Source organism: Thermoanaerobacterium thermosaccharolyticum DSM 571 (genome assembly GCF_000145615.1).
Taxonomy (GTDB): Bacteria; Bacillota; Thermoanaerobacteria; order Thermoanaerobacterales; family Thermoanaerobacteraceae; genus Thermoanaerobacterium; species Thermoanaerobacterium thermosaccharolyticum.
The window spans coordinates 1,537,501-1,561,072 of sequence record NC_014410.1 but is presented as its reverse complement, the minus strand read 5'-3'; the positions used below and the strand labels follow the sequence as shown (position 1 = coordinate 1,561,072).

Below are 23,572 nucleotides of genomic sequence, written 5' to 3'. Positions count from 1 at the left end.
ATGAACGCTCAGACGATTTATTTGATTGGCGAAATTGTAATTTTTATGGCAATTTTTTACTTTCTACTAATATTGCCACAGCAGAGAAGGGAAAAGAAAGAGAAAGCGATGATTGATGCATTGAAACCTGGAGATGAAATTTTGACGAAAAGCGGTATATTCGGCAGGATATTAAACATAAAAGATGATGCAATTACAATTGAAGTCGGTGCTGACAAGGTTAAACTGAAGATAGCTAAATGGTCAGTTGGAAAAGTTTTAAACTCTCAAAGTGAAAATAAATAAACAAAAATGCGGGTAACCGCATTTTTTTTATGGGATTAAATGAAAATGTAATATTGTTTTCTTTAACTGCATAAAATTTATTGATGAATAAGAGGGAGGTGCCATACTTGAAGGGCAAAGTTCAAAATTATGATAATAGAACATTAAATATACCTGGCATAATCATAGGGCTATTGGTAAGTTATATAATTACGCTGGCATTTTTCATTGTGTATGCATTAATATTGACGTACACACCCCTTTCAGAATTAACACTTCCTACACTTACAATGCTGATAACGATAATTGGCATAGTTTTGGCTGGTGCAATAGCTGCACGTCATACAAGAAGCAAAGGATGGCTAAATGGTGGATTGGCTGGTCTTCTATATGTTCTGATAATGTTATTTCTAGGTACCTATTTTTTAAAAGAAGTAGGATTAACTTCAGACATAGCTTTAAAGCTCTTATGGGGAATTATCTTAGGTGCTATTGGAGGTATGATAGGCATTAATCTTTAACTTTTATTGTCACAAATTATATGATATAATCAATTAGGAAGAGGAGGTATGAAAATGAGACATATTGTAACAATCAATAGAACATCATTAAAAGATAGCCTTAAAAAGCCTGGTTGCGGTGAATGTCAGGCATCATGCCAGTCTGCATGTAAAACGTCGTGCACTGTTGCAAATCAGGAGTGCCAAAATTAATTTTACATAGGCTGATGGCAGTAATATTTTATTACTGCCATTTAAAATGTATAGGAGGTTAAAATGTATAGTCAGATACATAAATATAAACAACTTGGAATGAATATCGTAGTTGATCCAGTAAGCGGATCAATTCATGTTGTGGATGATTTGACGTATGAAATATTAGACTTGTACACTGAAAATGATTTTAATACTATAGTTAGTTTGCTTAAAAATAAATATTCTGAAGATGAAATTAAAGATGCATATGAAGAAATAGAATCTCTACGAAATAAAGGACTTCTTTATTCTGAAGATGTGTACAAGGATTTAGATATAAACAGGACGGATTCTGTTATAAAAGCTATTTGTCTGAATGTGGCACATGATTGCAATTTAAGATGTAGCTATTGTTTTGCATCGACAGGCGATTTTAAAGGCGGCAGGAAACTGATGTCGTATGAAGTTGGAAAGAAAGCGATAGATTTCTTAATTAAAAATTCAGGCAATAGAAAGATTGTGGAGGTAGACTTTTTTGGCGGAGAGCCACTTTTAAACTTTGAAGTTGTAAAAAAGATAGTTGAGTACGGAAGACAAGAAGCTAAAAAACATGGAAAAACCATTAAATATACAATCACGACAAATGGAGTATTGCTTGATGATGAAAAGGCATCATATATAAATGAGAATTTTTCTAATGTTGTATTAAGTCTTGATGGCAGAAAAGAGATAAATGACGGCATGAGAAAAAGGATTGATGGTAGTGGCTCATATGATGTAATAGCCCCAAAGATTAAAAATTTTGTTTCAAAAAGAGGCAATAAAGAACATTATGTTAGAGGAACCTTTACAGCAAAAAACTTAGATTTTACAAATGATGTTTTGCACTTGGCCGACATGGGTATAAAAGAGATATCTGTAGAGCCAGTGGTAGAAAAGGAAGATACTGATTATTCCATAAAAAAAGAACACATGGAAAGAATTTTAAAAGAGTATGATAGACTTACAGAAGAATATATAAAAAGGATTGATGAAGGAAGGCCATTTTCTTTTTATCATTTTAAAATCAGCTTAGATAATGGTCCTTGTATAAAGAAAAGGCTTCAGGGTTGCGGAGCTGGATTTGAATACGCAGCAATAACGCCAGATGGTGAAATATATCCATGCCATCAATTTGTAGGTAATGATTTATATAAATTAGGAACCGTAGATAGCGGAATTGAAAATACACAATTGCAAAGCCAATTTATGAAAAGCGACATATATAAGAGAAAAGAATGCAGCGAGTGTTGGGCGAGATTTTATTGCAGCGGTGGATGCTTTGCCAATAATTATAATATGAATGGAGATATAAATAAACCACATGAACTGTCATGCGAAATGCAGAAAAAGAGATTTGAATGTGCTATAGCAATAAAAACATATGAAATACTGAGGAGGAAATGACGTTGATTAAAGGATTTGGAAAATATTTTCCAATAATTGACAATAGCGCACTAATAGCAGATTCTGCAGCTATAATTGGTAGAGTAAAAATAGATAAGGATGTAAACATATGGTATGGAGCTGTTATAAGAGGTGATATAGACGAAATAACGATTGGAGAAGGTACTAACATTCAAGATAATTGTATAGTACATGTTACAGAAGGTCATCCATGCATAATAGGCAAACATTGTACAATTGGACACAATGCGATAATTCATTCAGCAAAAATTGGCGATAATGTATTGATAGGTATGGGAGCAATCATTTTGGACGATGCGGTTATTGAAGACAATTGCATAATTGGTGCAGGCGCTCTTGTAACTGGTGGCAAGGTGATAAAAGGAGGTTCTATGGTATTTGGTAATCCTGCAAAATTTGTACGCTATTTAAATGAAGATGAGATAAAAAGTCTTGATTTATCCTATCGTCATTATATAGAGATAGCAAAATCACATTTTAAAAAATTAAGTAATTGACCGTTTACAATAAAAGTAATATAATAAAACATAGCGAACAAAAGAAAGGGGATTATGATGAGATCGAGAGGATTGGCAAAATTTTTATCAGTAATCGTACTTGCCGTAATAGTAGCTTATGTTGCTTTTTATGGTATTAATGCCGGAAATTATTCAATTAAGCCAGTTCAAGATAGCATAAGGCTGGGGCTTGATTTGCGGGGCGGCGTTTATGTGTTAGAACAAGCGGAAGGAAAAGTAACACAGGATGCAATGACAAGAGCGATCTCTATAATAAGAAATAGAGTAGACTCTCTGGGTGTTTCACAGCCGCTTATAGTTCAACAGGGCTCGAATAGGATAAGGATAGAGATACCGGGTGTAAATGATCCAGACCAAGTTATTTCGTATTTAGGTCAGACAGCCCAGCTTAAATTTGTAGGTCCGGATGGCAAGGTTATATTAACAGGTGCGGATGTTAAAGACTCAAAAGCAGTCTATCAAACGAGTCAGACTGGTGTACAGGAGCCAGTAGTTACGCTTGATTTAAACAGCAAGGGTGCGAAAGCTTTTGCTGATGCTACTGGGAAATTTGTAGGTCAACAAATAGCGATAGTTCTTGACAATAAGACAATATCAGCACCAGTAGTAAAGGAACAAATTACTGGTGGTGAGGCAGTTATTAATGGTATGAAAGATTTTACTGAAGCCAAAAATTTAGCGAATCTAATAAGAGGTGGTGCACTTCCAGTTACATTAAAGCAGGTTGAATACAGTTCTGTTGGAGCAACACTAGGACCTAGTGCATTAAAGGCTAGTGAAGAAGCTGGATTGTATGGACTAGTAATAGTTTTGCTGTTTATGATAGCTTTCTATAGATTACCGGGATTAATAGCGGATATTGCTTTAGGTATATACATACTTATAAACTTTATAGTATACGCTTTATTGCATGTAACTTTGGACTTGCCAGGTATAGCTGGTATGCTTTTGTCAATAGGCATGGCTGTTGATGCCAACATAATCATATTTGAGAGAATGAAAGAAGAGATGAGAGCAGGAAAATCTATAAGAGCTTCCTTAGATGCCGGATTTAGAAAAGCATTTGTTGCAGTATTTGATTCAAACATTACAACGCTAATAGCTGCATTTGTCTTGTTTTTCATGGGTGCAGGAACGGTAAAAGGATTTGCTTTAACACTTATAATAGGTGTTATTTCCAGTATGTTCACAGCAATTACTGTTTCTAGATTTTTGTTAAAATCAGTTGTTGATACAGAATTTACGAAAAACATAAGAGTATACGGTGCATAAGGAGGCGAATATAATGAGATGGAATAATATAAAGTGGAACATAGATGTCATAGGAAAGACGAAAGTGTGGTTCACCATATCGGGTATAATAATCCTTGCAGGGCTTATTGCTTTATTTTCGATGGGATTAAATTGGGGACTTGACTTTACTGGAGGTATGGTTGCTGAATTTAACATACACAGGACAGTGACTACTACTATAAATAATGAAATTACAAATATATTAAGGAGCAATGGCGTTAAAGAATCGCAGGTAAAGGCTATAGGTCCCAATAATACTCATGTATCAATTACGACGCCTAGCCTTGATGATAAAACGAGGACTGCGATTATAAATGCTCTTAAGTCAAAGTATAAATTATCTGATAAAGATTTGGTATCATCACAAAACGTCAGTGCATCTATCGGAAAAGAAATGCAGTTTGGTACATTGTTAGCTTCTGCAGTTGCTGCTCTTTTGATGCTTATATATATCGGATTTAGATTTAATTTTGAGATGGGTGCTGCGGCTGTCTTAGCTTTGATACACGATATTTTAATTATGATTTCTGCTTATGCGCTGCTTAGAATTGTTGTTGATACTCCATTCGTTGCTGCAATACTTACGGTTTTTGGTTATTCGATTAATGATACGATTGTAATTTTTGACAGAATAAGGGATAATATAAAATTGATGAGAAAATCAAGCTATAAAGAAATAGCGAATGTCAGCGTAAATGAAACGATGACCCGTTCAATAAATACAGTAATGACGGTTTTGATAATGCTTGTACTTATGTATTTCTTTGGGCCAGCGTCTATAAAGAGTTTTGCTTTGCCTCTTTTAGTTGGTATTACTAGCGGTGCATATTCATCAATATTTATTGCTAGTCCGCTTTGGATTATATTTAAAGATAGAGAAGGAAAAAATAGAGTAGGAAACAAGGTAGGAAATAAACCTCAAAAGGCATGATAGGAGGTGATTGCATGCTTAAAGAGATGTTTCTTGCAGGTCTCGGCGCTGTTTCTCTGACGAAAGATAAATTAGAAGAGATAGCTCAGGAACTTATAAAGCGTGGTGAACTTACTGCAGAAGATAAAAATAATTTTATAAACAATGCTTTAAGTTCAGTAAACAAGCAAAAACAGGCTATTAAAGACAAAGCTTATGAAAACTTTCAACAGTTAGCAAAAGAAGCAAATCTGGTGACTAGAGATGAATACAACTTATTGCTTGAAAGAGTGGCTGAACTAGAAAGGAAATTAAACCAAGCTGATATAAATAATCAAAACCTGTAAATCTCATTATTAGTGGCATAATACTTTTAGGTATATTGCCGCTATATTTTTATTGAGGTGTAAATGATGAAGTTACTTAGCATTTTTTCAAGTAAAAAATATATAAAAAGATACAAAGAAATATTAAAGGTGCTTACTAAGAATGGCTTTGGATTTGTTTCTGAAGTTTTGTCCAAAAAGAAGAGCATACCATTTTTATATATCAGGAAAAATGATGTGCCTGTAGCTTTATCAGAGCGAATTCGCGTTACGCTGGAAGAGCTTGGTCCTACGTTTGTAAAGATGGGCCAACTGCTTAGCACCAGACCTGATCTGCTTCCACATGATATAATTGTTGAGTTATCAAAACTTCAAGACAATGTTCCTCCAATTGAATTTAATACAATTAAAAAAATAATTGAAGAAGAGCTTAAAGATGAAGTTTCAAATTTATTTGTAAGCTTTGATGAAAAACCGATCGCATCAGCATCGATAGGACAAGTTTACAGGGCTCGGACAAAGGAAGGCTATGATGTGGTGGTAAAAGTCCAAAGGCCGGGTATATATGATAAAATAAACGGTGATATTATCATTTTAAAGACTATAGCCAAAATCTTAAACGAGAGGCTTACCGATTCGCCGGTCGATTTTGTGGATATAGTAAATGAGTTGTCCGAATCGTTATTAAATGAATTAGATTATACCTTAGAAGGCAACAATGCTGACAAATTTAGAGAAAATTTTATTAATGAAACATATGTGTACATACCGAAGATATATTGGGAGTATACGACTAAAAAAGTCCTTACAATGGAATACATAGATGGAACTAGTGTTAAGAATAAGCATAAATTGATTGAAAATGGATTCGATCTAAAGAAGATTGCTTATAACGGTGCGATGTCTATATTGATGCAAATATTTGAATTTGGGTTCTTTCATGGTGATCCACATCCGGGAAATATCCTAATCAAATCAGACGGCAAGTTATCCTATATAGATTTTGGTATAGTAGGATATATAGACAGGTCAAACCGTCAAATGATAGTTGAGCTTTTTAAAGCTTTTGTCGATAATGATACAGATGAAGTGATTTCAATTTTGACGGATATGGATGCAATTAGAGATGAGACTAATATAAGACACTTAAAGTATGATCTTAGCGGTATGATCAGTTATTTTTACAATACTCCGCTAAAAAACATAAATATAAATGATTCGGTTAAAAAGATAACATCCCTCATTTATAAGTATAAATTAATGATGCCAGCCGAGTTTACATTGCTGTTAAAGTCATTAGCGACTATAGAAGGTGTCGGAAAGGAACTAGACCCTGACTTTAGTATTTCTGACATTGCAAGAGATTTTATTAGAAAAATTTATATGAGTAACTTTAATTTTGTAAAAACAATAAATGAAAATGCAAAAGATTTGCATAAGATATATGTTCATTTAAAGAAACTTCCATCAAAGCTTCATAGCATAATTTCTAAAATATTGAAAGACAACGTCAGGGTGAAATTGGATATTGAAGAAACAGAAAAAATGAAATATGATCTTAATTTAATGATAAATAAGATGATAATAAGCATAATAGCAGCATCACTTATTATTGGATCATCGCTTATCATGTCATCAGATGGTGGATATAAGATATATGGCTACAATGCAGTTGGGTTGATAGGGTATTTAATATCATTCTTTTTATGTATGATGATTGTTTACAATATAATTTTTGTTGAGAAAAAGCGTAAATAATGTGTTTTGTGAGGTGACCTAGGCATATGGCTTACAACTGGGTATCGAAAAAAATTTTAAACGAGAATCTTGTAGAAAAAATAAAAATTAAATATAAATTAAAGGAGTACATAGCGCAGACTATTGTAAATAGAGGATATGATGATTTAAAAAAGGTGGATGAGTATTTAAACCCGGATCTAAATATGATGCATAGTCCTTTTTTACTAGACGGCATAGAAAAGGCGTCATCGGTCATAAAATATCATATTGAAAAGAACAATAAAATCACTATATATGGGGATTATGATGTTGACGGTATAACTGGTACGTCAATTTTATATAAAACTTTAAAGAAGTTAGGTGCTGATGTAAATTTTTATATACCAGATCGATTACAGGAAGGATACGGAATAAATTTAAATGCTATAGAAAAAATATACAACTTAGGCTCAAGTCTTATAATTACCGTTGACTGTGGTATTACTTCGGTAATAGAAGTTGAGCATGCGAAAAAATTGGGTATAGAAATTATTGTAACAGATCATCATCAAGTTCCAGATGTCTTGCCAGATGCTACTTGCGTAATTAATCCACATATTAAAAATTGTACATATCCATACAGAGAATTATCTGGCGTAGGTGTTGCTTTTAAATTGTGTTTAGCACTTATAGGAGATGATGCATTGGATTATTTGGACATTGTCGCTTTAGGAACTGTAGCAGACATCGTGCCACTAACAGGAGAGAACCGTATAATTGTAAAAGAAGGTTTAAAAATGATGAAAAATAGTAAAAACAAGGGACTTAAGGCGTTAATAAATGTATCAGGGCTAAATAATAAAGATATAAATACATATCATGTTGGTTTTGTCTTAGCTCCTAGATTAAATGCTGCAGGGAGACTTGAAAGCGCAGTGTCATGCGTAAATTTATTGACAACTGATGATGACATTGAAGCAAATAGAATCGCTGAATATTTAAACAGTGAAAATATAAAGAGGCAAGAACTCGAAAAAAAGATGCTAGATGAAGCGATTGTACAAGTTGAGACTAAGATAGATCTAGATAAAGAAAAATTCATTGTACTGTACAGTGAGGATTGGCATCCAGGTATTATTGGAATAGTTTCATCAAGGATTACAGAGAAGTACAATAGGCCGTCAATTCTTATAAGTATTTGCGGTGATACAGGAAAGGGGTCTGGAAGAAGCATAAAGGGGTTTAATATATATGATGCTATAAAGTACGCCGGTGATTGCCTCATTGGATTCGGTGGACATGAAATGGCTGCCGGTATAACTATAAAAAAAGATGAAATCGAAAGTTTTAAAGACAAACTGAATGAATATGCAGAAAGTAAATTAAATGACATCGACTTAATACCAACCATTGAAATAGAGACCTCTATAGAGAACGAGACGATAGATTTAGAAGGAGCAAATCAACTAAGTTTGTTGGAACCTTTTGGCAATAGCAATCCTATGCCAGCTTATATTATAAACCATTTGCACGTAAAGCAAACTTACACTGTTGGAAATAACAAGCATTTACGAATAATTGCCCAAAAAAATGACATGTGTTATGACATTATTCTGTTTCACATGGGTAGTGAAGCTAATAAATTTAAAGAAGGATATATCATTGATATTGCCGGATACATCAATGTCAATGAGTGGAACGGTGATAAGAAAGTAGAGATAATTGCGAAAGATATTAAGATAAAAGAAAAAAATACGATTTTTTTTAGAAATTTACTAAATAATATAATGAATTTTAATGATTTTACCGCAGAAAGTCTAGATAATAAAAATTTTATTGATATGAGGGGAATTCAAGATAGACAATCTTATATTTTAAAAATGTTTAGAAGTAATGAGAGTGTTGCTGTAATAGTAAATACTCGATATCATTTAAATAAACTCATAAATTATCTTATTGTCCATGATTATCGTGATTTTAAATTAAGCAGCAAAGCGGTCAATGTAGAAAAAATGATTTTATGGAATTCAAATTATAAAGATGTTGACTATTTGCAATCTATATTTAAAAATATAATTTTTTATGATATACCATTTGATTCAAAAATGTTTTATAATATATTAGCAAACGACAAAAACAGTAAGATACACCTTTTATATGGAAAGGAAGACATCAAAGCTAATTTAAAAGACATTTTTGAGATTATACCGAGAAGGAGTGATTTTGCAAAGGTCTATATTAATATTAAAAAGAGTGGAAGTACGATTGTATTTAAAGATCAAGTATATGATTATTTTAAATTAAACTCAGTAAAAGTAATGCTATGTCTAAAAATTCTAAAAAACTTTGGATTGATTAAAATTGAAGAAAGTGATAATATTTTTGTGTTAAGAAGAAATAATATTGAGTCAAAAGTAGACATTAAAGATGATGAGATAATAAAAAAATTATATGCATCAAGAAAAATTTTTTTAAGATTTGCTTTTAGAATATTGAAAACAAAAATTAAGGAGGAAACAGCATGACATTAGAAGATGTTAAGTCTCTTATAAGAGAAATACCGGATTTTCCAAGAGAAGGAATTGGATTTAAAGACATAACACCTGTTTTAAAGAATAAGGAAGCATTTTTATTCTCAATTGATATGTTAGCAGATGCAATAAAAGACAGAAATGTTGATTTAATTGCAGGACCAGAAGCGAGGGGTTTTTTATTTGGAGCACCTTTGGCATACAAAGTTGGGGTTGGATTTGTACCTGTAAGAAAACCAGGAAAATTGCCTGCTGAGACGATTAACTATGAATATGAACTTGAGTATGGAATGGATTCATTAGAAATACACAAGGATGCTATAGAAACGGGCCAGAGAGTTATAATTGTTGATGATTTGCTTGCTACTGGTGGCACAATATTTGCTGCAGCAAAATTAATAGAAGAATTAGGCGGTATTGTTGATTGTATATTGTTTTTAACGGAACTTACATTCTTGAATGGACGTAAAAAGCTTGAAGGTTATGATGTAATTTCTTTAATAAAATTTTAAATTGTCTGTTTTTAAAGGTGAGCTTATATAATGATTGAAAAAGTTATTAACAGAGTAAAAGAGTACGACAAATCTGAAAATGATATTAACTTAATATTTAAAGCCTATGACTATGCACTGAAAGCTCATGAAGGACAGTACAGAAATTCTGGGGAGCCTTATATTGTTCATCCAGTAGAGGTTGCAATGATACTTACTAATTTAGAGCTTGATGTTTCTACGATAGCCAGTGGGCTTCTTCATGATGTCATAGAGGATACGTCTATTACTTATGACGATATAAAAAATGAATTTGGGCAAGAAATAGCAGATTTAGTTGATGGTGTAACAAAGCTGGGTATGATTGAATATAAATCAAAAGTGGAGCAGCAGGCCGAAAACATGAGAAAAATGCTTATTGCAATGGCTAAAGATATAAGAGTGATAATGATAAAGCTTGCAGACCGTCTTCATAATATGCGTACGCTTAAATATTTAAGTGAAGAGAAACAAAAGGAAAAAGCACAAGAAACATTGGAAATATATGCGCCTATAGCTCATAGATTAGGTATGTCAATGATAAAGTGGGAGTTGGAGGATTTATCATTGAGATACCTTCACCCTGATGATTATTACAGTCTTGTTGAAAAGGTTGCAAAGAAAAGAAAAGAGAGGGAAGAATCGATAAAGGAACTTATCGATAAACTAAAAGAAAAGTTAAATGAGATCGGGATAAAAGCTGAAGTTGATGGAAGACCAAAACATTTTTACAGCATATACAAAAAAATGAAACAACAGAATAAGACTTTTGAGCAAATTTATGATTTAATGGCAGTAAGAGTAATAGTAAATACCGTAAAAGATTGTTATGGCACGCTTGGTGCGGTTCACACGTTGTGGAAGCCTATGCCGGGTAGATTTAAGGATTACATTGCTATGCCAAAACCTAATATGTATCAGTCACTTCATACAACAGTAATTGGTCCTAAAGGTGAGCCATTTGAAATACAGATACGAACATGGGACATGCATAGAACTGCTGAATATGGCATAGCAGCTCATTGGAAATACAAGGAAGGTAAATCTTACGAAGATGAATTTGATGCAAAACTTTCATGGCTTCGTCAACTGTTGGAGTGGCAGAGGGAGCTTAAAGATGCAAAGGAATTCATGGAGACATTAAAGATAGATTTATTTACAGATGAGGTTTATGTCTTTACGCCTAAAGGTGATGTAATCAGCCTTCCGGCGGGTTCTACCCCAATTGATTTTGCTTACAGCATCCATACTGAAATAGGTCATAGGCTAAATGGTGCTAAAGTAAATGGGAAAATAGTGCCTATAGATTATGAGCTTAAAAATGGTGATATTGTAGAGATTCTGACGACTACTAATAGTGATAGAGGTCCTAGCAGAGATTGGCTCCAGATAGTGAAAAGTTCACAAGCCAAAAATAAGATACGGCAGTGGTTTAAAAAAGAAAAACGAGAAGAAAACATAGAGCGGGGAGAAGAGATCTTTTATAGAGAACTGAAAAGGCATGGAATACAGCAATCACAATTAAAAGGGGACATAATGGAATCTGTATTAAGAAAGCTTAACATGCATTCAGAAGAAGATTTATTTGCCGCAATTGGATTTGGCGGACTCGCTTTAAATCAAATAATACCACGCATCAAAGAAGAACTCAAACAAATAGAAAGTGAAGATAAAAAACAAAACACACCAATTGCTGAGATAAAAAAGAAGCCTAAAATTGGTGGTATGGGCGTTATCGTCAAAGGCGAAGACAATGTCATGGTTAGATTTTCAAAATGCTGTTCACCAGTTCCAGGTGATGAAATAGTAGGTTATGTCACAAAAGGTCGTGGAGTATCAATACACAGGAAAGATTGCCCTAATATAAAAGACTACGTGTATGACAAAAATAGGATAGTTGAAGTTGAATGGGATCAAGGCAAAAATATTGCATATCAAGCTGATATTCAGATCATGGCAAATGACAGATATGGACTTTTAACTGACGTGACGAGTATTCTTGCTGACATAAAGATATCAGTTAGAGCAGTTAATGCCAGAACGACAAAAGATAATGTGGCTATAATAAATTTAACTTTGGAGATTACATCAAGAGATCAGCTTGAGAAGATTATGAATAAGTTAAAAGCTCTCGATGGTGTTACAGATGTGTACAGAATTAGTGCGTAAAATTTATATTTAAGAATAAAACATTACGTCATTGGAGGAATAAGAGTGAGAGCTGTTGTACAAAGAGTTTTGCATGGAAAGGTTACTGTTGAAAATACAATAGTGGGAGAAATAACACAAGGACTTGTTGTTTTGGTGGGTGTTTCGATAGATGATACGATAGAAGATGTAAATTATATTGCTGATAAAATTGCAAATTTGCGGATTTTTGATGATAATGGTGGCAAGATGAATTTTTCTATATTAGATGTAAGCGGGGAGATTCTGCTTGTGTCACAGTTTACGCTTCTTGGTGATGCAAGAAAGGGAAGAAGGCCTAATTACATGAATGCTGCAAAGCCTAATGATGCACTACATTTATTTAATAAGTTGTGTGAAAAATTAAAAGATATGGGGCTTTCAGTTAAAACAGGTAAATTTGGTGCAATGATGCAAGTATCTTTGATAAATGATGGACCTGTAACTATACTCTTGGATTCGAAAAAAACATTTTGAGGAGAGAATACAATGATAAACGATATTAATATTCAAAGATTTGTACTGGGACCATTTCAATCTAATTGCTATGTCTTATCAATAAAAGATAGCAATGAATGTGTAATGGTAGACCCGGGGATACCGGCAAAAGAAATTGAAAATTATATAGAGAAAAATAATCTTAGCTTAAAATACATCTTAGTTACGCATGGGCATTTTGACCACATAGGTGGTGTTGATTTCTTTAGAGATAGATTTAATGCAAAGGTCTGTATTTCAGCAGATGATTCAGTACTGCTTTCAGATACCCGCCTTAATCTATCTGAGATAAGCTTTAAAAAAATAGTTGTTAAAAATGCTGACATTTTGCTGAATGATGATGATACTTTAAAATTAAATAATGATATCACAATTTCTGTTATTCATACACCTGGACATACACCTGGTGGATTATGTTATAAGGTAGATGGTGTTTGCTTTTCAGGAGATACGCTTTTTAAAGGTTCTATAGGACGAACAGACTTCCCAGGTGGTAATTACAGTGAAATAATAGATTCAATAAAAAATAAATTGTTTGTTTTAGACGATGATTTGCTAGTCTATCCAGGTCATGGAGATATTACTACTATAAAAGAAGAAAAACTTCACAATCCGTTTTTATAATTTTTTTAAATCGATATTTTATATATTTCATCAGAATCTGGCGGTAGTATCTCTATTTTTTTGTCTTTATCTATAAGGAATTTTCCATGCTCTGTAATTTTGCCTATTATGGTTGCTTCGATATTTTGTTTTTTTAATTCATTTACTAATTTACTGCCATCTGATGATGTAATAATCATTGATCCGCTTGAGATAAGTTTAAGGGGGTCTATATTAAAAAAGTTGCATATGATTTTAGTTTCTTCTCTTATTGGGATTAAGTCATTATATATTTCAATACCTTTGTTTGATGCTTCTGCAACTTCATACGCTGCGCCCAATAAGCCACCTTCAGTAATATCATGCATGGAGTTTGCGCCATTTGCTGCTGAAATTAGCCCGTCTTTTACCGCGCTTAATTCATTTATAAAACTTTTAGCATTATCTAGTGTTTTGAGCGAAATATGCTTTTTAAGAATGTCATAATAGTCATTTGCAATAATGAATGTTCCTTCAAGCCCCAAAGATTTAGTTACTATTACATCATCATTTAATTTAGCTCCACTTGTCTTTATGAATTTGTTTCTTTTACACATACCTACTGCTGTAGTAGATATGATTGGCTTATTAACAGATGATGTAACTTCGCTGTGGCCACCAAGGACTTCTACATTAAGTTCTTTAGCACCTCTATCTATTTCTTTCATGATATCGTGTAATAATTCTTCATCTGATCCAGATGGCAATAAGATTGTTTCAAGAACACCAATTGGCTTTGCACCGCATGATGCAATATCATTGCAAGAAATGATTACCGATAGATAACCGCTTAGATTATTTGAAGCTGTTATAGGATCAGAAGATAGTATAACAGCATATTCACCAACTTCAATAACACTACAATCTTCACCTATGCCTGAATGCAACAGTACATCGCTTCTCTTCAAGCCGAGATTTGTATAAACAAACTTTGATAGTACGTCTGCCGGCACTTTTCCTTCTTTCATTCTGCAACACATCCTTTGAGAATTTTAGTATATATCTATATTAGCATAAATAATTTTTATGTTCCACATCAATGCAATATGGTAAAATATAGATATATGGAGTATAATTTTGTTAGGAGGCGTTATACATGGAAAATAACAGCAATTTTAAAAAGGTAGCTACATTAGAAAATGAGATAGAAGCAGGTCTTTTAGACAGTATACTTAACGATCGAAATATCCCTCATGCTATATGTTCATACAATGATTTGGTCTATGATGGCATATATCAGATGGTTAAAGGCTGGGGTTATGTCAGCTCTACAGATTTTTATAGTCAAGAAATTGTAGATATATTAAATGATATACGCAAGTCTTCAAATGATGACTGATTTACTTTTTCAATTAACGCCAGTTTATATAGGTATATGAATTTTAAAAAATCCTATAGACAAATGTAATATATTGTGATATCATATTTAAAAGAAAATATTGTGTATCCTTTAACTGGTCCTGCGAGGCTGGCAAGGAGTTAAAAATGTGGTGTCAACTTCTTGCTTGTTCAAGAAGTTTTTTTATGGAGGTATATGATCTTGAATTATAAAGCAGAGATAATGGATGAAAAGGCGATAGACAGGGCTTTGATACGAATATCTCATGAAATAGTCGAGAGAAATAAGGGAATAGAAAACCTCGTTTTAATTGGTATTATGCGTAGAGGTGTGCCACTTGCAAATAGGCTTGCAAGATATATAGAAAGAATTGAAGGGAAAAGACCTCCTATAGGATCACTGGATATAACACTTTATAGAGATGACTTAACAACAAAACTGGAGCAGCCAATTGTTAAAAAACGTGATATAGGAGTTGATGTCATAGGTAAGATTGTTGTGCTGGTTGATGATGTTATTTATACAGGAAGAACTGTGAGAGCTGCGATGGATGCTGTCATTGATTTAGGCAGACCAAAATCAATACAGTTAGCAGAACTTATTGATAGAGGGCATAGGGAACTTCCTATTAGGCCTGACTATGTAGGGAAAAATGTGCCCACGTCAAAAAGCGAAATCGTAAGTGTGATGCTTGAAGAAGTTGATAATGTAAACAAAGTTGTGATAAGTGAATAATTACCTTTAAATTAGTCCAGTGAGACTGATAAGGGAGAATTGTGGTTCTCCCACTTATTAAATAAAAGAAGGGGAGATTTTTTATGAAATTTTTTAAATACGGAAAATTCATAAAAGACACAATATTACTACGCATTAGGAGCAGAGCCATTTTTACCTAATAAAAATGGTTACTGCTCTATTTTTTAATAAAAAAGAAAGGATGATAAGAAGTGATAAAAAAAGATGTATTGGGCATTCGTGACATGTCCAAGGAAGATTTAATAGAGATACTCGATACAGCGAAAGAAATGAAGAAAATTATAGAGGGTGAAAAAATTTCGGACATCTTAAAAGGTAAAACAATCATAACAATATTTTTTGAGCCCAGTACTAGAACAAGGCTATCATTTGAAATGGCAGCTAAATATTTGGGTGCACATTTTGGGAATATAGAGACTAAAACCAGCAGCGTAGTAAAAGGTGAGTCTCTCATTGACACCGTAAGGACAGTAGAGAGGATGAAAGCGGATGTGATTATAACACGTCACAACATGTCAGGAGCTCCGCATCTTATGGCAAAATATTTAAATGCATCTATAATAAATGCCGGAGATGGCTTAAATGAGCATCCTACACAGGCTCTATTGGATTTAATGACAATAGGAGAAAAAAAAGAATCTTTTAAAGGATTAAAGGTAGTCATCATTGGCGATATAGTTCATTCTAGAGTTGCAAGATCAAATATGTGGGGACTTTTGAAATTGGGAGCAGAAGTGAGATTAGCAGGACCTGCTACATTATTGCCAAAAACTTTTGAAAAATTAGGTGTAAAAGTCTATTACGACATAAACAAAGCTATAAATGGTGTTGATGTTGTAATGGGACTTAGAATCCAGCTAGAAAGACAAAAAAGCGGATTATTTCCATCAAAAGATGAGTTTGTCAGATATTTTGGCATTACATCTGAAAGGATGAGACTTGCTAAAAAGGATGCCATATTGATGCATCCAGGACCAATTAACAGAAATGTAGAAATTTCATCCGAAGCAGCAAATTCAGGGTATTCGGTAATTGAGGAGCAAGTAACAAATGGTGTAGCAGTTAGAATGGCACTTTTAAAATTATTATGCGAAAGGAGAAAAAATAATGAAAACAATTATTAAAGGTGGAACAGTGATAAATGGATATGGAACCAATGAGAAAGCAGATATTTTAGTAGATAATGGAAAAATAAAAGCAATAGAAAAAACGATAGAGTTAAATGATGCATTAATTATAGATGCTAATGGCAAATATGTTTTACCGGGATTTGTCGATATGCATACACATTTAAGGCAACCTGGATTTGAAGAAAAAGAGACTATAAAGACAGGTACGCATGCCGCCGTTGCAGGTGGATTTACAACAGTTGCTTGTATGCCTAATACAAATCCAGTGATAGATAATGAAGTTGTCGTAGAATATATAAAAAGCATTGCAAAAAGGGATGGATATTCAAAGGTAATACCTATAGGGTCAATGACTAAGGGAATGATGGGTGAAGAAATTTCCGAAATGGCAAAATTAAAAGATGCGGGTATTGTTGCATTATCGGATGATGGACATCCAATAATGAATGCCGGCCTTATGAAAAGAATAATGACATACGGCAGCATGTACGACTTACTGATGATCACCCACTGTGAAGATAAAATGTTAAGCGGTGAAGGTGTCATGAATAATGGTTTGATATCAACTATGATAGGTTTAAGGGGAATACCCCATGAAGCAGAAGAAGTCATGGTTGCAAGAAATATAATATTAGCCAAATCTACCGGTGCAAGACTTCATATTGCACATGTATCAACAAAGGATAGTGTGGAACTAATAAGGAGAGCCAAGGCAGATGGAGTAAATGTAACAGCAGAAGTTACACCGCATAACCTATGTCTTACTGAAGACATTGTAGATGGATTTGATACAAACACGAAAGCATATCCCCCTTTAAGGACAAAAGAAGATGTTGATGCGCTTATTGATGGTTTAAAAGATGGGACAATAGACGTTATCGCTACAGATCATGCTCCACATACAAAAGATGACAAAAAAGTTCCATATGAGATAGCAGCCTTCGGAATATCAGGGATCGAGATTGCCTTTTCTGTAATTTACACATATCTTGTAAAGAATGGCTTGATTACTTTAGAAGATCTAGTAAGTTTTATGTCTATAAATCCAGCAAAGCTTTTAAAAACATCATATGGAATAAAAGTGGGCAATGCTGCAGATATAACGGTAGTTGACACGAATAAAGAATATACGGTGAATGTAGATAATTTTAAATCAAAGGGTAAAAATTCTCCATTCAACGGTAAAAGATTAACTGGTGTTGTTGAATATACATTAGTAGACGGGAAAATAATTTATAAAAACAATGGCAAATTTGAAGAATGTAATGTATAATATATATAGAATAATTATACGTTAAAATGAATAAATATTAAATAGAGGTGTTTAATATGTTTTCAGATAAATTAATAAATGCCATAAAGTCTAAAAATAATCCAACAGTTGTAGGTTTAGATCCTAGGATTGAAAGTATTCCGGAATTTATAAAAGAAATAACTTTTAAAAAGTATGGAAATAATGTTAAGGGAATATCTGAAGCTATTTATTATTTCAACAAAGGAATAATAGATTCGATCTTTGATGTAGTTCCTGCAGTGAAAATTCAAGTTGCATTTTATGAAGTTTATGGACCGGATGGTTTTGATATATTTTTCAAAACAGCAGAATATGCTAAAGAAAAAGGGTTAATGGTTATAGCGGATGTAAAAAGAGGGGATATAGCTGATGTGGCGGAGATGTATTCTAAAGCATATTTGCAAAATGAATATATTGATGCAATTACTGTAAATCCTTATATGGGAGAAGATACTATTACTCCATATATACACGATGTTATTGAGCATGAAAAGGGATTGTTTATACTTGTGAAAACATCAAATAAAGGGTCATATACAATTCAAAATTTAGAAACTGAAAATGGTACTGTATATGAGAATGTAGCAAATATGGTGAATAAGATTTCTAATCTTGTGAAAGGCAAGCTAGGATATAGCTCAATAGGTGCTGTTGTGGGAGCGACCCATAAAGAAGAAGCTAAAATACTCCGAGAAAAAATGCCGTCAGCGATTTTTCTAGTACCTGGGTATGGTGCTCAAGGTGCCACGGCAGAAGATGTAACAAATTGTTTTGATGAAAATAATTTAGGCGCAATAGTGAACTCTTCCAGAAAAGTTATCTTTGCTTACAAAAGTCAATACTGGAAAGACGTTTATTCTGAATATGAGTATGCACAGGCAGCAAGGTCTGAAGTTGTTCTGATGAGAGGTATGATAAATAATGCGCTATTAAAAAGAAAGTATATAGCTTGTTGAGGTGGAATATGAAACACACTATCATAAGAAATGATGAAATAAGAAGTGGCGTATTTAGGATGGAGTTTGATTTTGCAGATATCCCTACGCCAGGACAATTTGTCATGATAAACTGTGGTGGAAATACTTTATTGAAGCGGCCGTTTAGCATATGTGATTTTGAAAAAGACAAAATGACAGTTGTATACGAAGTAAGAGGAAAAGGAACGTATAATCTTTCGAAGATGAAAATTAGCGATGAAATTGATGTAACTGGGCCTCATGGACACGGTTTTGATATCTTTGATAAATATAATAACATTCTTGTAGTTGGAGGCGGTATAGGTATACCTCCGCTACTATTTCTTTCAAAGAAATTAAAATCAAAAAATATCAATATCGTACTTGGTTTTAGAAGCGATGCCTTTCTTATAGATGAATTTAGCAAATATGGTAATGTTTTAATAACTACAGAAGACGGAAGCTATGGCATGAAAGGATATGTAACAGATGCTATGAAAGAAATTATAAATGAAGCTGATATAATTTATGGTTGCGGACCTAAACCAATGCTAAATGCTGTAAAAGATATCTCAGAAAAATATAAGATACCATGTCAAATATCAGTAGAAGAGCGCATGGGATGTGGGATTGGAGCGTGCATGACATGTGCATGTAAGACTGTAGCTGAGGATGGATACCACTATAAAAAAGTTTGCAAGGATGGACCTGTTTTTTGGGCTAAGGAGGTGGTGTTTTGAGCTTAAAAGTTAATATAGGAAATTTAGAATTTAAAAATCCTGTATTTGTAGCATCTGGCACATTTGGCTTTGGCAAAGAGTATTCACAATATGTTGATTTAAATAAGCTAGGAGCAATAATGGTAAAGGGGCTTACTTTAAATCCCAAAGAAGGTAATCCACCACCACGTATATATGAAACACCGTCAGGAATTTTAAACAGTGTAGGATTACAAAATCCTGGTGTAGACGGATTTCTTAGAGACGAATTGCCATTCTTAAAAAAATTTGACACAAAAGTAATTGTAAATATAGCAGGTGAAACAATAGAAGAATTTGTAACTATGGCTCAAAAACTTGATATAGATGGTGTACATGCGTTGGAACTTAACGTCTCATGTCCAAATGTAAAAGAAGGTGGAATGGCATTTGGAGTAAATCCCAATAGTATATACGAAATAACCAAAAGAGTTAAGGGCGTAACAAACAAAATTGTGATTGTAAAATTGACGCCAAATGTTGCTGATATAAAAATTTATGCAAAGGCGGCCGAGGATGGTGGAGCGGATGCAGTGTCGCTTATTAATACAATTACAGGCATGGCAGTTGATATAAACTCAAGAAAACCAATATTCAAAAATATATTTGCAGGCTTATCGGGACCTGCAGTAAAGCCTATAGCACTTAAATATGTATATGAAGCGAAAAAAGCCGTGTCAATTCCAGTGATAGGGATGGGCGGAATTTCTTCTGCTGAAGATGCTATAGAGTTTATGATAGTTGGTGCAACTGCTGTTGCAATTGGAACTTATAATTTTATTAATCCAACATGTACGATGGATATTCTTGAAGATATAAAAAAATACATGAACAAAAACAATGTTTCCGATATAAATCAGATAATCAATAGTATTAACGTATAAATATTATGGTAAACTAAAATATCTAAGAAAGGACAAGTGGGGATGGATAGAAAAGAAATATTAAAAATATTAAGTGATTTAAAAGTACTAAATAAAGGGCACTTTTTGCTGACGTCAGGAAGACATAGCGATACGTATCTTCAATGTGCAAAAATATTTCAATATCCTGAATACAGTGCTTTGTTTGCAAAAGAAATAGTGCAAAGATTTAGTGGTGAAAAAATAGATATTGTAATTGGGCCTGCTATTGGAGGTATTATATTTGCATATGAAGTTGCAAGACAGTTAGGCGCAAAAGCACTGTTTGCGGAAAGAGAAGAAGGGATTATGAAGCTTAGGAGAGGATTTGAAATAAATGAAGGTGATAATGTACTTGTAGTAGAAGATGTTGTTACAACAGGTGGTTCCGTGAAAGAAGTTATTGAAGTTGTAAAAAATTACAATGCAAATGTTGTAGGTGTTGCATGTATAGTGGATAGAAGCAATGGCAAAGTTGATTTCGGCATAAAATTTGAATCTGTAATATCGCTTGATGTTATATCGTATGAAAGTAAAGACTGCCCGCTATGCAAAGAAGGGTTACCAGTTGATAAGCCTGGTAGTAGGAAGTTTAAATAAGAGGCTGAAACAACCTCTTATTTTGACAATTTAAAATACTTGCAGTATTACGCACTTTAAATATTCTGTTTCATTGGAAGCTAGTAAAATCGGGTGATCCTTTGACTGTGTTCTTTTTTCAATTAACCTGATGTTTTTGTGAGTATCATATGCTGCATCTTTAATTATATCTAGAAAAGTGTCGGAACTTATATGCTGCGAACATGAGCATGTAATAAGAAATCCGCCTTCATTTATGATTTTCATTGCACGTAGATTTATCTCTTTGTATCCTCTAATAGCGTCTTTGACTGTTTCTTTGCTTTTGGTAAAAGCTGGTGGATCAAGAATCACCACATCAAATTTTTTCTTTTTTTCATCGTATTTCTTTAACAAATCAAATGCGTTATCACATGTAAAATGGCATCTATCTAAATATCCGTTAAGCTCTATATTTTTCTTGGCAATATCCAAAGCTGTTTGCGATATATCAACAGTTTCTACGCTTTTAGCGCCATAATGCAGTGCGTGAACTGAAAAGGAGCCTGTATGGCTGAAACAATCTAAAACATCGGCTTCATTTACATATTTCTTAATTGCAGCTCTATTTTCTTTTTGATCTAAAAAATAACCGGTCTTTTGACCGTTTTCTAGGTCAACCCAAAATTTTACACCATTTTCTTCAAATTGCTGAATCGTATTAAAATTGCCATATAAATAGCCCTTTGTTTTGGGAAGGCCTTCGATTTCTCTAACGCTTACGTCATTTCTTTCATATATTCCTTTAGGTTTCAACAATTCAACAAGTATATCGACTATTAAATTTTTGTATCTTTCCATACCAAGGGAAAGCGTCTGTATAACGAGATAATCACCGAATTTGTCGACAATAAGAGCTGGCAAAAAATCAGCTTCTCCAAAAATAACTCTACAAGAATTTAAATCCTTCATGATTTTTTTTCTGTATTCCCAAGCTTTTGAAATTCTCTTTTTAAAAAATTCTTCATTTATCAATTCATCTCTGTCATATGTAAGAAGACGGATTGATATCATGGATTTAAGATTTATGTATCCTCTACCTATAAAATTTTTTTTATAATCATAGACATCTACAATGCCGCCAGGTTCATATTCACCTTCTATATGATCAATTTCAGTTTTGTATATCCATGGATGACCACTTAATACTCTTTTTAAATTTTCATTTCTGAGAATAACATCTGTCATATCAACACTCCTAATCTAATATCGTTTAAGTAATTTATATCACATAGGCAAAAATGATTCAATAAGGTTATTTTTATAAGAATAAATATTTATTATGTAATAAAGATTCGTAAAAAAGAGTATAATAAAAATATATAGACATAATTGTCTATAATTATAGTATATGACCAAATGTCGTGTTTGAAAATCAATTTAAAACGTGGTATATTAACACATGTCGTTTGAGAAAGCGGCGAAGCAAAGTACCAAAACAAACCAGCGAAAAGAATGTTGACAGAGAGAAATAAATGTGGTAATATAGACAATGTCGCTTGACGCGAGGTTGAACCTTGAAAACCGAACAGTGAGATAAAGCCAGTAAGAGTAAGAAGAGTAAAAGGATATAAACATGAGAGTTTGATCCTGGCTCAGGACGAACGCTGGCGGCGTGCCTAACACATGCAAGTCGAGCGAAGGGAGTACTACGGTACGAACTTAGCGGCGGACGGGTGAGTAACGCGTGGACAATCTACCCTGTAGACTGGGATAACACCTCGAAAGGGGTGCTAATACCGGATAATGTCGAGAAGCGGCATCGCTTTTCGAAGAAAGGAGGGAATCCGCTATAGGAGGAGTCCGCGTCCCATTAGCTAGTTGGTGAGGGTAACGGCCCACCAAGGCGACGATGGGTAGCCGGCCTGAGAGGGTGAACGGCCACACTGGAACTGAGACACGGTCCAGACTCCTACGGGAGGCAGCAGTGGGGAATATTGTGCAATGGGGGAAACCCTGACACAGCGACGCCGCGTGAGTGAAGAAGGCCTTCGGGTCGTAAAGCTCAATAGTATGGGAAGAAAGAAATGACGGTACCATACGAAAGCCCCGGCTAACTACGTGCCAGCAGCCGCGGTAATACGTAGGGGGCGAGCGTTGTCCGGAATTACTGGGCGTAAAGAGCACGTAGGCGGCTATAAAAGTCAGATGTGAAAAACCTGGGCTCAACCGAGGGTATGCATCTGAAACTAAATAGCTTGAGTCAAGGAGAGGAGAGCGGAATTCCTGGTGTAGCGGT

At 33.8% G+C, this 23,572-nt stretch carries 24 protein-coding genes and 1 rRNA gene (1 of these 25 cut by a window edge); 23 read left to right on the top strand and 2 right to left on the bottom strand.

All coding sequences use genetic code 11. The annotated features are described in order from the left end of the window. From yajC to TTHE_RS07690, 14 genes are all read left to right on the top strand, one after another. Positions 1–285 carry a preprotein translocase subunit YajC gene (gene yajC / locus TTHE_RS07750; RefSeq protein WP_013298038.1) on the top strand — a complete coding sequence of 95 codons (285 nt, stop codon included), beginning with the start codon at positions 1–3 and terminating at the stop codon, positions 283–285. A gap of 107 nt (positions 286–392) precedes the next feature. After that, positions 393–785 carry a TIGR04086 family membrane protein gene (locus TTHE_RS07745; RefSeq protein WP_013298037.1) on the top strand — a complete coding sequence of 131 codons (393 nt, stop codon included), beginning with the start codon at positions 393–395 and terminating at the stop codon, positions 783–785. 54 nt (positions 786–839) lie between these two features. Then, the gene (gene scfA / locus TTHE_RS13970; RefSeq protein WP_013298036.1) at positions 840–977 is read left to right on the top strand and encodes a six-cysteine ranthipeptide SCIFF; all 138 of its coding nucleotides are present in this window, start codon (positions 840–842) and stop codon (positions 975–977) included. Between the two features lie 63 nt (positions 978–1,040). After that, entirely contained in the window at positions 1,041–2,405 is a 1,365-nt protein-coding gene (scfB, locus tag TTHE_RS07740; protein WP_013298035.1) for a thioether cross-link-forming SCIFF peptide maturase, read from the top strand. Then, the gene (locus tag TTHE_RS07735) at positions 2,402–2,923 is read left to right on the top strand and encodes a gamma carbonic anhydrase family protein (protein ID WP_013298034.1); all 522 of its coding nucleotides are present in this window, start codon (positions 2,402–2,404) and stop codon (positions 2,921–2,923) included. Before scfB ends, TTHE_RS07735 begins: the two co-directional genes overlap by 4 nt. Positions 2,924–2,980: 57 nt before the next feature. Next, the gene (gene secD, locus TTHE_RS07730) at positions 2,981–4,216 is read left to right on the top strand and encodes a protein translocase subunit SecD (protein WP_041587449.1); all 1,236 of its coding nucleotides are present in this window, start codon (positions 2,981–2,983) and stop codon (positions 4,214–4,216) included. A gap of 13 nt (positions 4,217–4,229) precedes the next feature. Further along, positions 4,230–5,168, top strand: coding sequence for a protein translocase subunit SecF (secF, locus tag TTHE_RS07725; protein WP_013298032.1), 939 nt, complete (start codon positions 4,230–4,232; stop codon positions 5,166–5,168). A gap of 14 nt (positions 5,169–5,182) precedes the next feature. After that, positions 5,183–5,494: a phasin family protein gene (locus TTHE_RS07720; RefSeq protein ID WP_013298031.1), complete on the top strand. Its 312-nt coding sequence runs from the start codon at positions 5,183–5,185 to the stop codon at positions 5,492–5,494. 66 nt (positions 5,495–5,560) lie between these two features. Beyond that, positions 5,561–7,231: a 2-polyprenylphenol 6-hydroxylase gene (gene ubiB, locus TTHE_RS07715; RefSeq protein ID WP_041587448.1), complete on the top strand. Its 1,671-nt coding sequence runs from the start codon at positions 5,561–5,563 to the stop codon at positions 7,229–7,231. Positions 7,232–7,257: 26 nt separating this feature from the next. Beyond that, positions 7,258–9,717: a single-stranded-DNA-specific exonuclease RecJ gene (gene recJ / locus TTHE_RS07710; RefSeq protein ID WP_013298029.1), complete on the top strand. Its 2,460-nt coding sequence runs from the start codon at positions 7,258–7,260 to the stop codon at positions 9,715–9,717. Beyond that, complete coding sequence (locus TTHE_RS07705) at positions 9,714–10,235, top strand: adenine phosphoribosyltransferase (RefSeq protein ID WP_013298028.1); 522 nt, start codon at positions 9,714–9,716, stop codon at positions 10,233–10,235. Before recJ ends, TTHE_RS07705 begins: the two co-directional genes overlap by 4 nt. A 30-nt stretch (positions 10,236–10,265) precedes the next feature. Next, positions 10,266–12,422: a RelA/SpoT family protein gene (locus tag TTHE_RS07700; protein ID WP_013298027.1), complete on the top strand. Its 2,157-nt coding sequence runs from the start codon at positions 10,266–10,268 to the stop codon at positions 12,420–12,422. A gap of 45 nt (positions 12,423–12,467) precedes the next feature. Then, on the top strand, positions 12,468–12,917 hold the full coding sequence (gene dtd, locus TTHE_RS07695; RefSeq protein WP_013298026.1) for a D-aminoacyl-tRNA deacylase: 450 nt from the start codon (positions 12,468–12,470) through the stop codon (positions 12,915–12,917). A gap of 12 nt (positions 12,918–12,929) precedes the next feature. Beyond that, positions 12,930–13,562, top strand: a complete 633-nt coding sequence (locus tag TTHE_RS07690) for an MBL fold metallo-hydrolase (RefSeq protein ID WP_013298025.1) — start codon at positions 12,930–12,932, stop codon at positions 13,560–13,562. Positions 13,563–13,567: 5 nt separating this feature from the next. On the opposite strand, the gene TTHE_RS07685 is transcribed toward TTHE_RS07690, so the two are convergent. After that, positions 13,568–14,548 (bottom strand): AIR synthase family protein, encoded by a 981-nt coding sequence (locus tag TTHE_RS07685; protein WP_013298024.1) that lies wholly within the window; start codon positions 14,546–14,548, stop codon positions 13,568–13,570. A 128-nt stretch (positions 14,549–14,676) separates the two neighbouring features. Between TTHE_RS07685 and TTHE_RS07680 the strand changes: the two genes are divergently transcribed. The 8 genes from TTHE_RS07680 (at position 14,677) to pyrE (ending at position 21,315) form a co-directional block, all read left to right on the top strand. Next, a complete protein-coding gene (locus TTHE_RS07680) occupies positions 14,677–14,919 on the top strand; it encodes a hypothetical protein (RefSeq protein ID WP_013298023.1) in 243 nt (80 codons plus the stop codon). A gap of 201 nt (positions 14,920–15,120) precedes the next feature. Further along, entirely contained in the window at positions 15,121–15,654 is a 534-nt protein-coding gene (gene pyrR / locus TTHE_RS07675) for a bifunctional pyr operon transcriptional regulator/uracil phosphoribosyltransferase PyrR (RefSeq protein WP_013298022.1), read from the top strand. Positions 15,655–15,866: 212 nt separating this feature from the next. Continuing rightward, positions 15,867–16,799 (top strand): aspartate carbamoyltransferase catalytic subunit, encoded by a 933-nt coding sequence (locus tag TTHE_RS07670; RefSeq protein WP_013298021.1) that lies wholly within the window; start codon positions 15,867–15,869, stop codon positions 16,797–16,799. After that, positions 16,783–18,078 (top strand): dihydroorotase, encoded by a 1,296-nt coding sequence (locus tag TTHE_RS07665; protein ID WP_013298020.1) that lies wholly within the window; start codon positions 16,783–16,785, stop codon positions 18,076–18,078. The genes TTHE_RS07670 and TTHE_RS07665 overlap by 17 nt, the downstream gene beginning before the upstream one ends. 56 nt (positions 18,079–18,134) lie before the next feature. Next, entirely contained in the window at positions 18,135–19,055 is a 921-nt protein-coding gene (gene pyrF / locus TTHE_RS07660; protein WP_013298019.1) for an orotidine-5'-phosphate decarboxylase, read from the top strand. Positions 19,056–19,063: 8 nt separating this feature from the next. Beyond that, positions 19,064–19,795 carry a dihydroorotate dehydrogenase electron transfer subunit gene (locus tag TTHE_RS07655; RefSeq protein WP_013298018.1) on the top strand — a complete coding sequence of 244 codons (732 nt, stop codon included), beginning with the start codon at positions 19,064–19,066 and terminating at the stop codon, positions 19,793–19,795. Further along, on the top strand, positions 19,792–20,697 hold the full coding sequence (locus TTHE_RS07650; RefSeq protein ID WP_013298017.1) for a dihydroorotate dehydrogenase: 906 nt from the start codon (positions 19,792–19,794) through the stop codon (positions 20,695–20,697). Before TTHE_RS07655 ends, TTHE_RS07650 begins: the two co-directional genes overlap by 4 nt. 42 nt (positions 20,698–20,739) lie before the next feature. Beyond that, positions 20,740–21,315 carry an orotate phosphoribosyltransferase gene (pyrE, locus tag TTHE_RS07645; RefSeq protein ID WP_013298016.1) on the top strand — a complete coding sequence of 192 codons (576 nt, stop codon included), beginning with the start codon at positions 20,740–20,742 and terminating at the stop codon, positions 21,313–21,315. A gap of 30 nt (positions 21,316–21,345) precedes the next feature. On the opposite strand, the gene TTHE_RS07640 is transcribed toward pyrE, so the two are convergent. After that, positions 21,346–22,521 carry a class I SAM-dependent rRNA methyltransferase gene (locus tag TTHE_RS07640; protein WP_013298015.1) on the bottom strand — a complete coding sequence of 392 codons (1,176 nt, stop codon included), beginning with the start codon at positions 22,519–22,521 and terminating at the stop codon, positions 21,346–21,348. Positions 22,522–22,905: 384 nt separating this feature from the next. Here TTHE_RS07640 and TTHE_RS07635 point away from each other — a divergent pair. Next, a 16S ribosomal RNA gene (locus tag TTHE_RS07635) occupies positions 22,906–23,572 on the top strand (it continues 849 nt past the right edge of the window).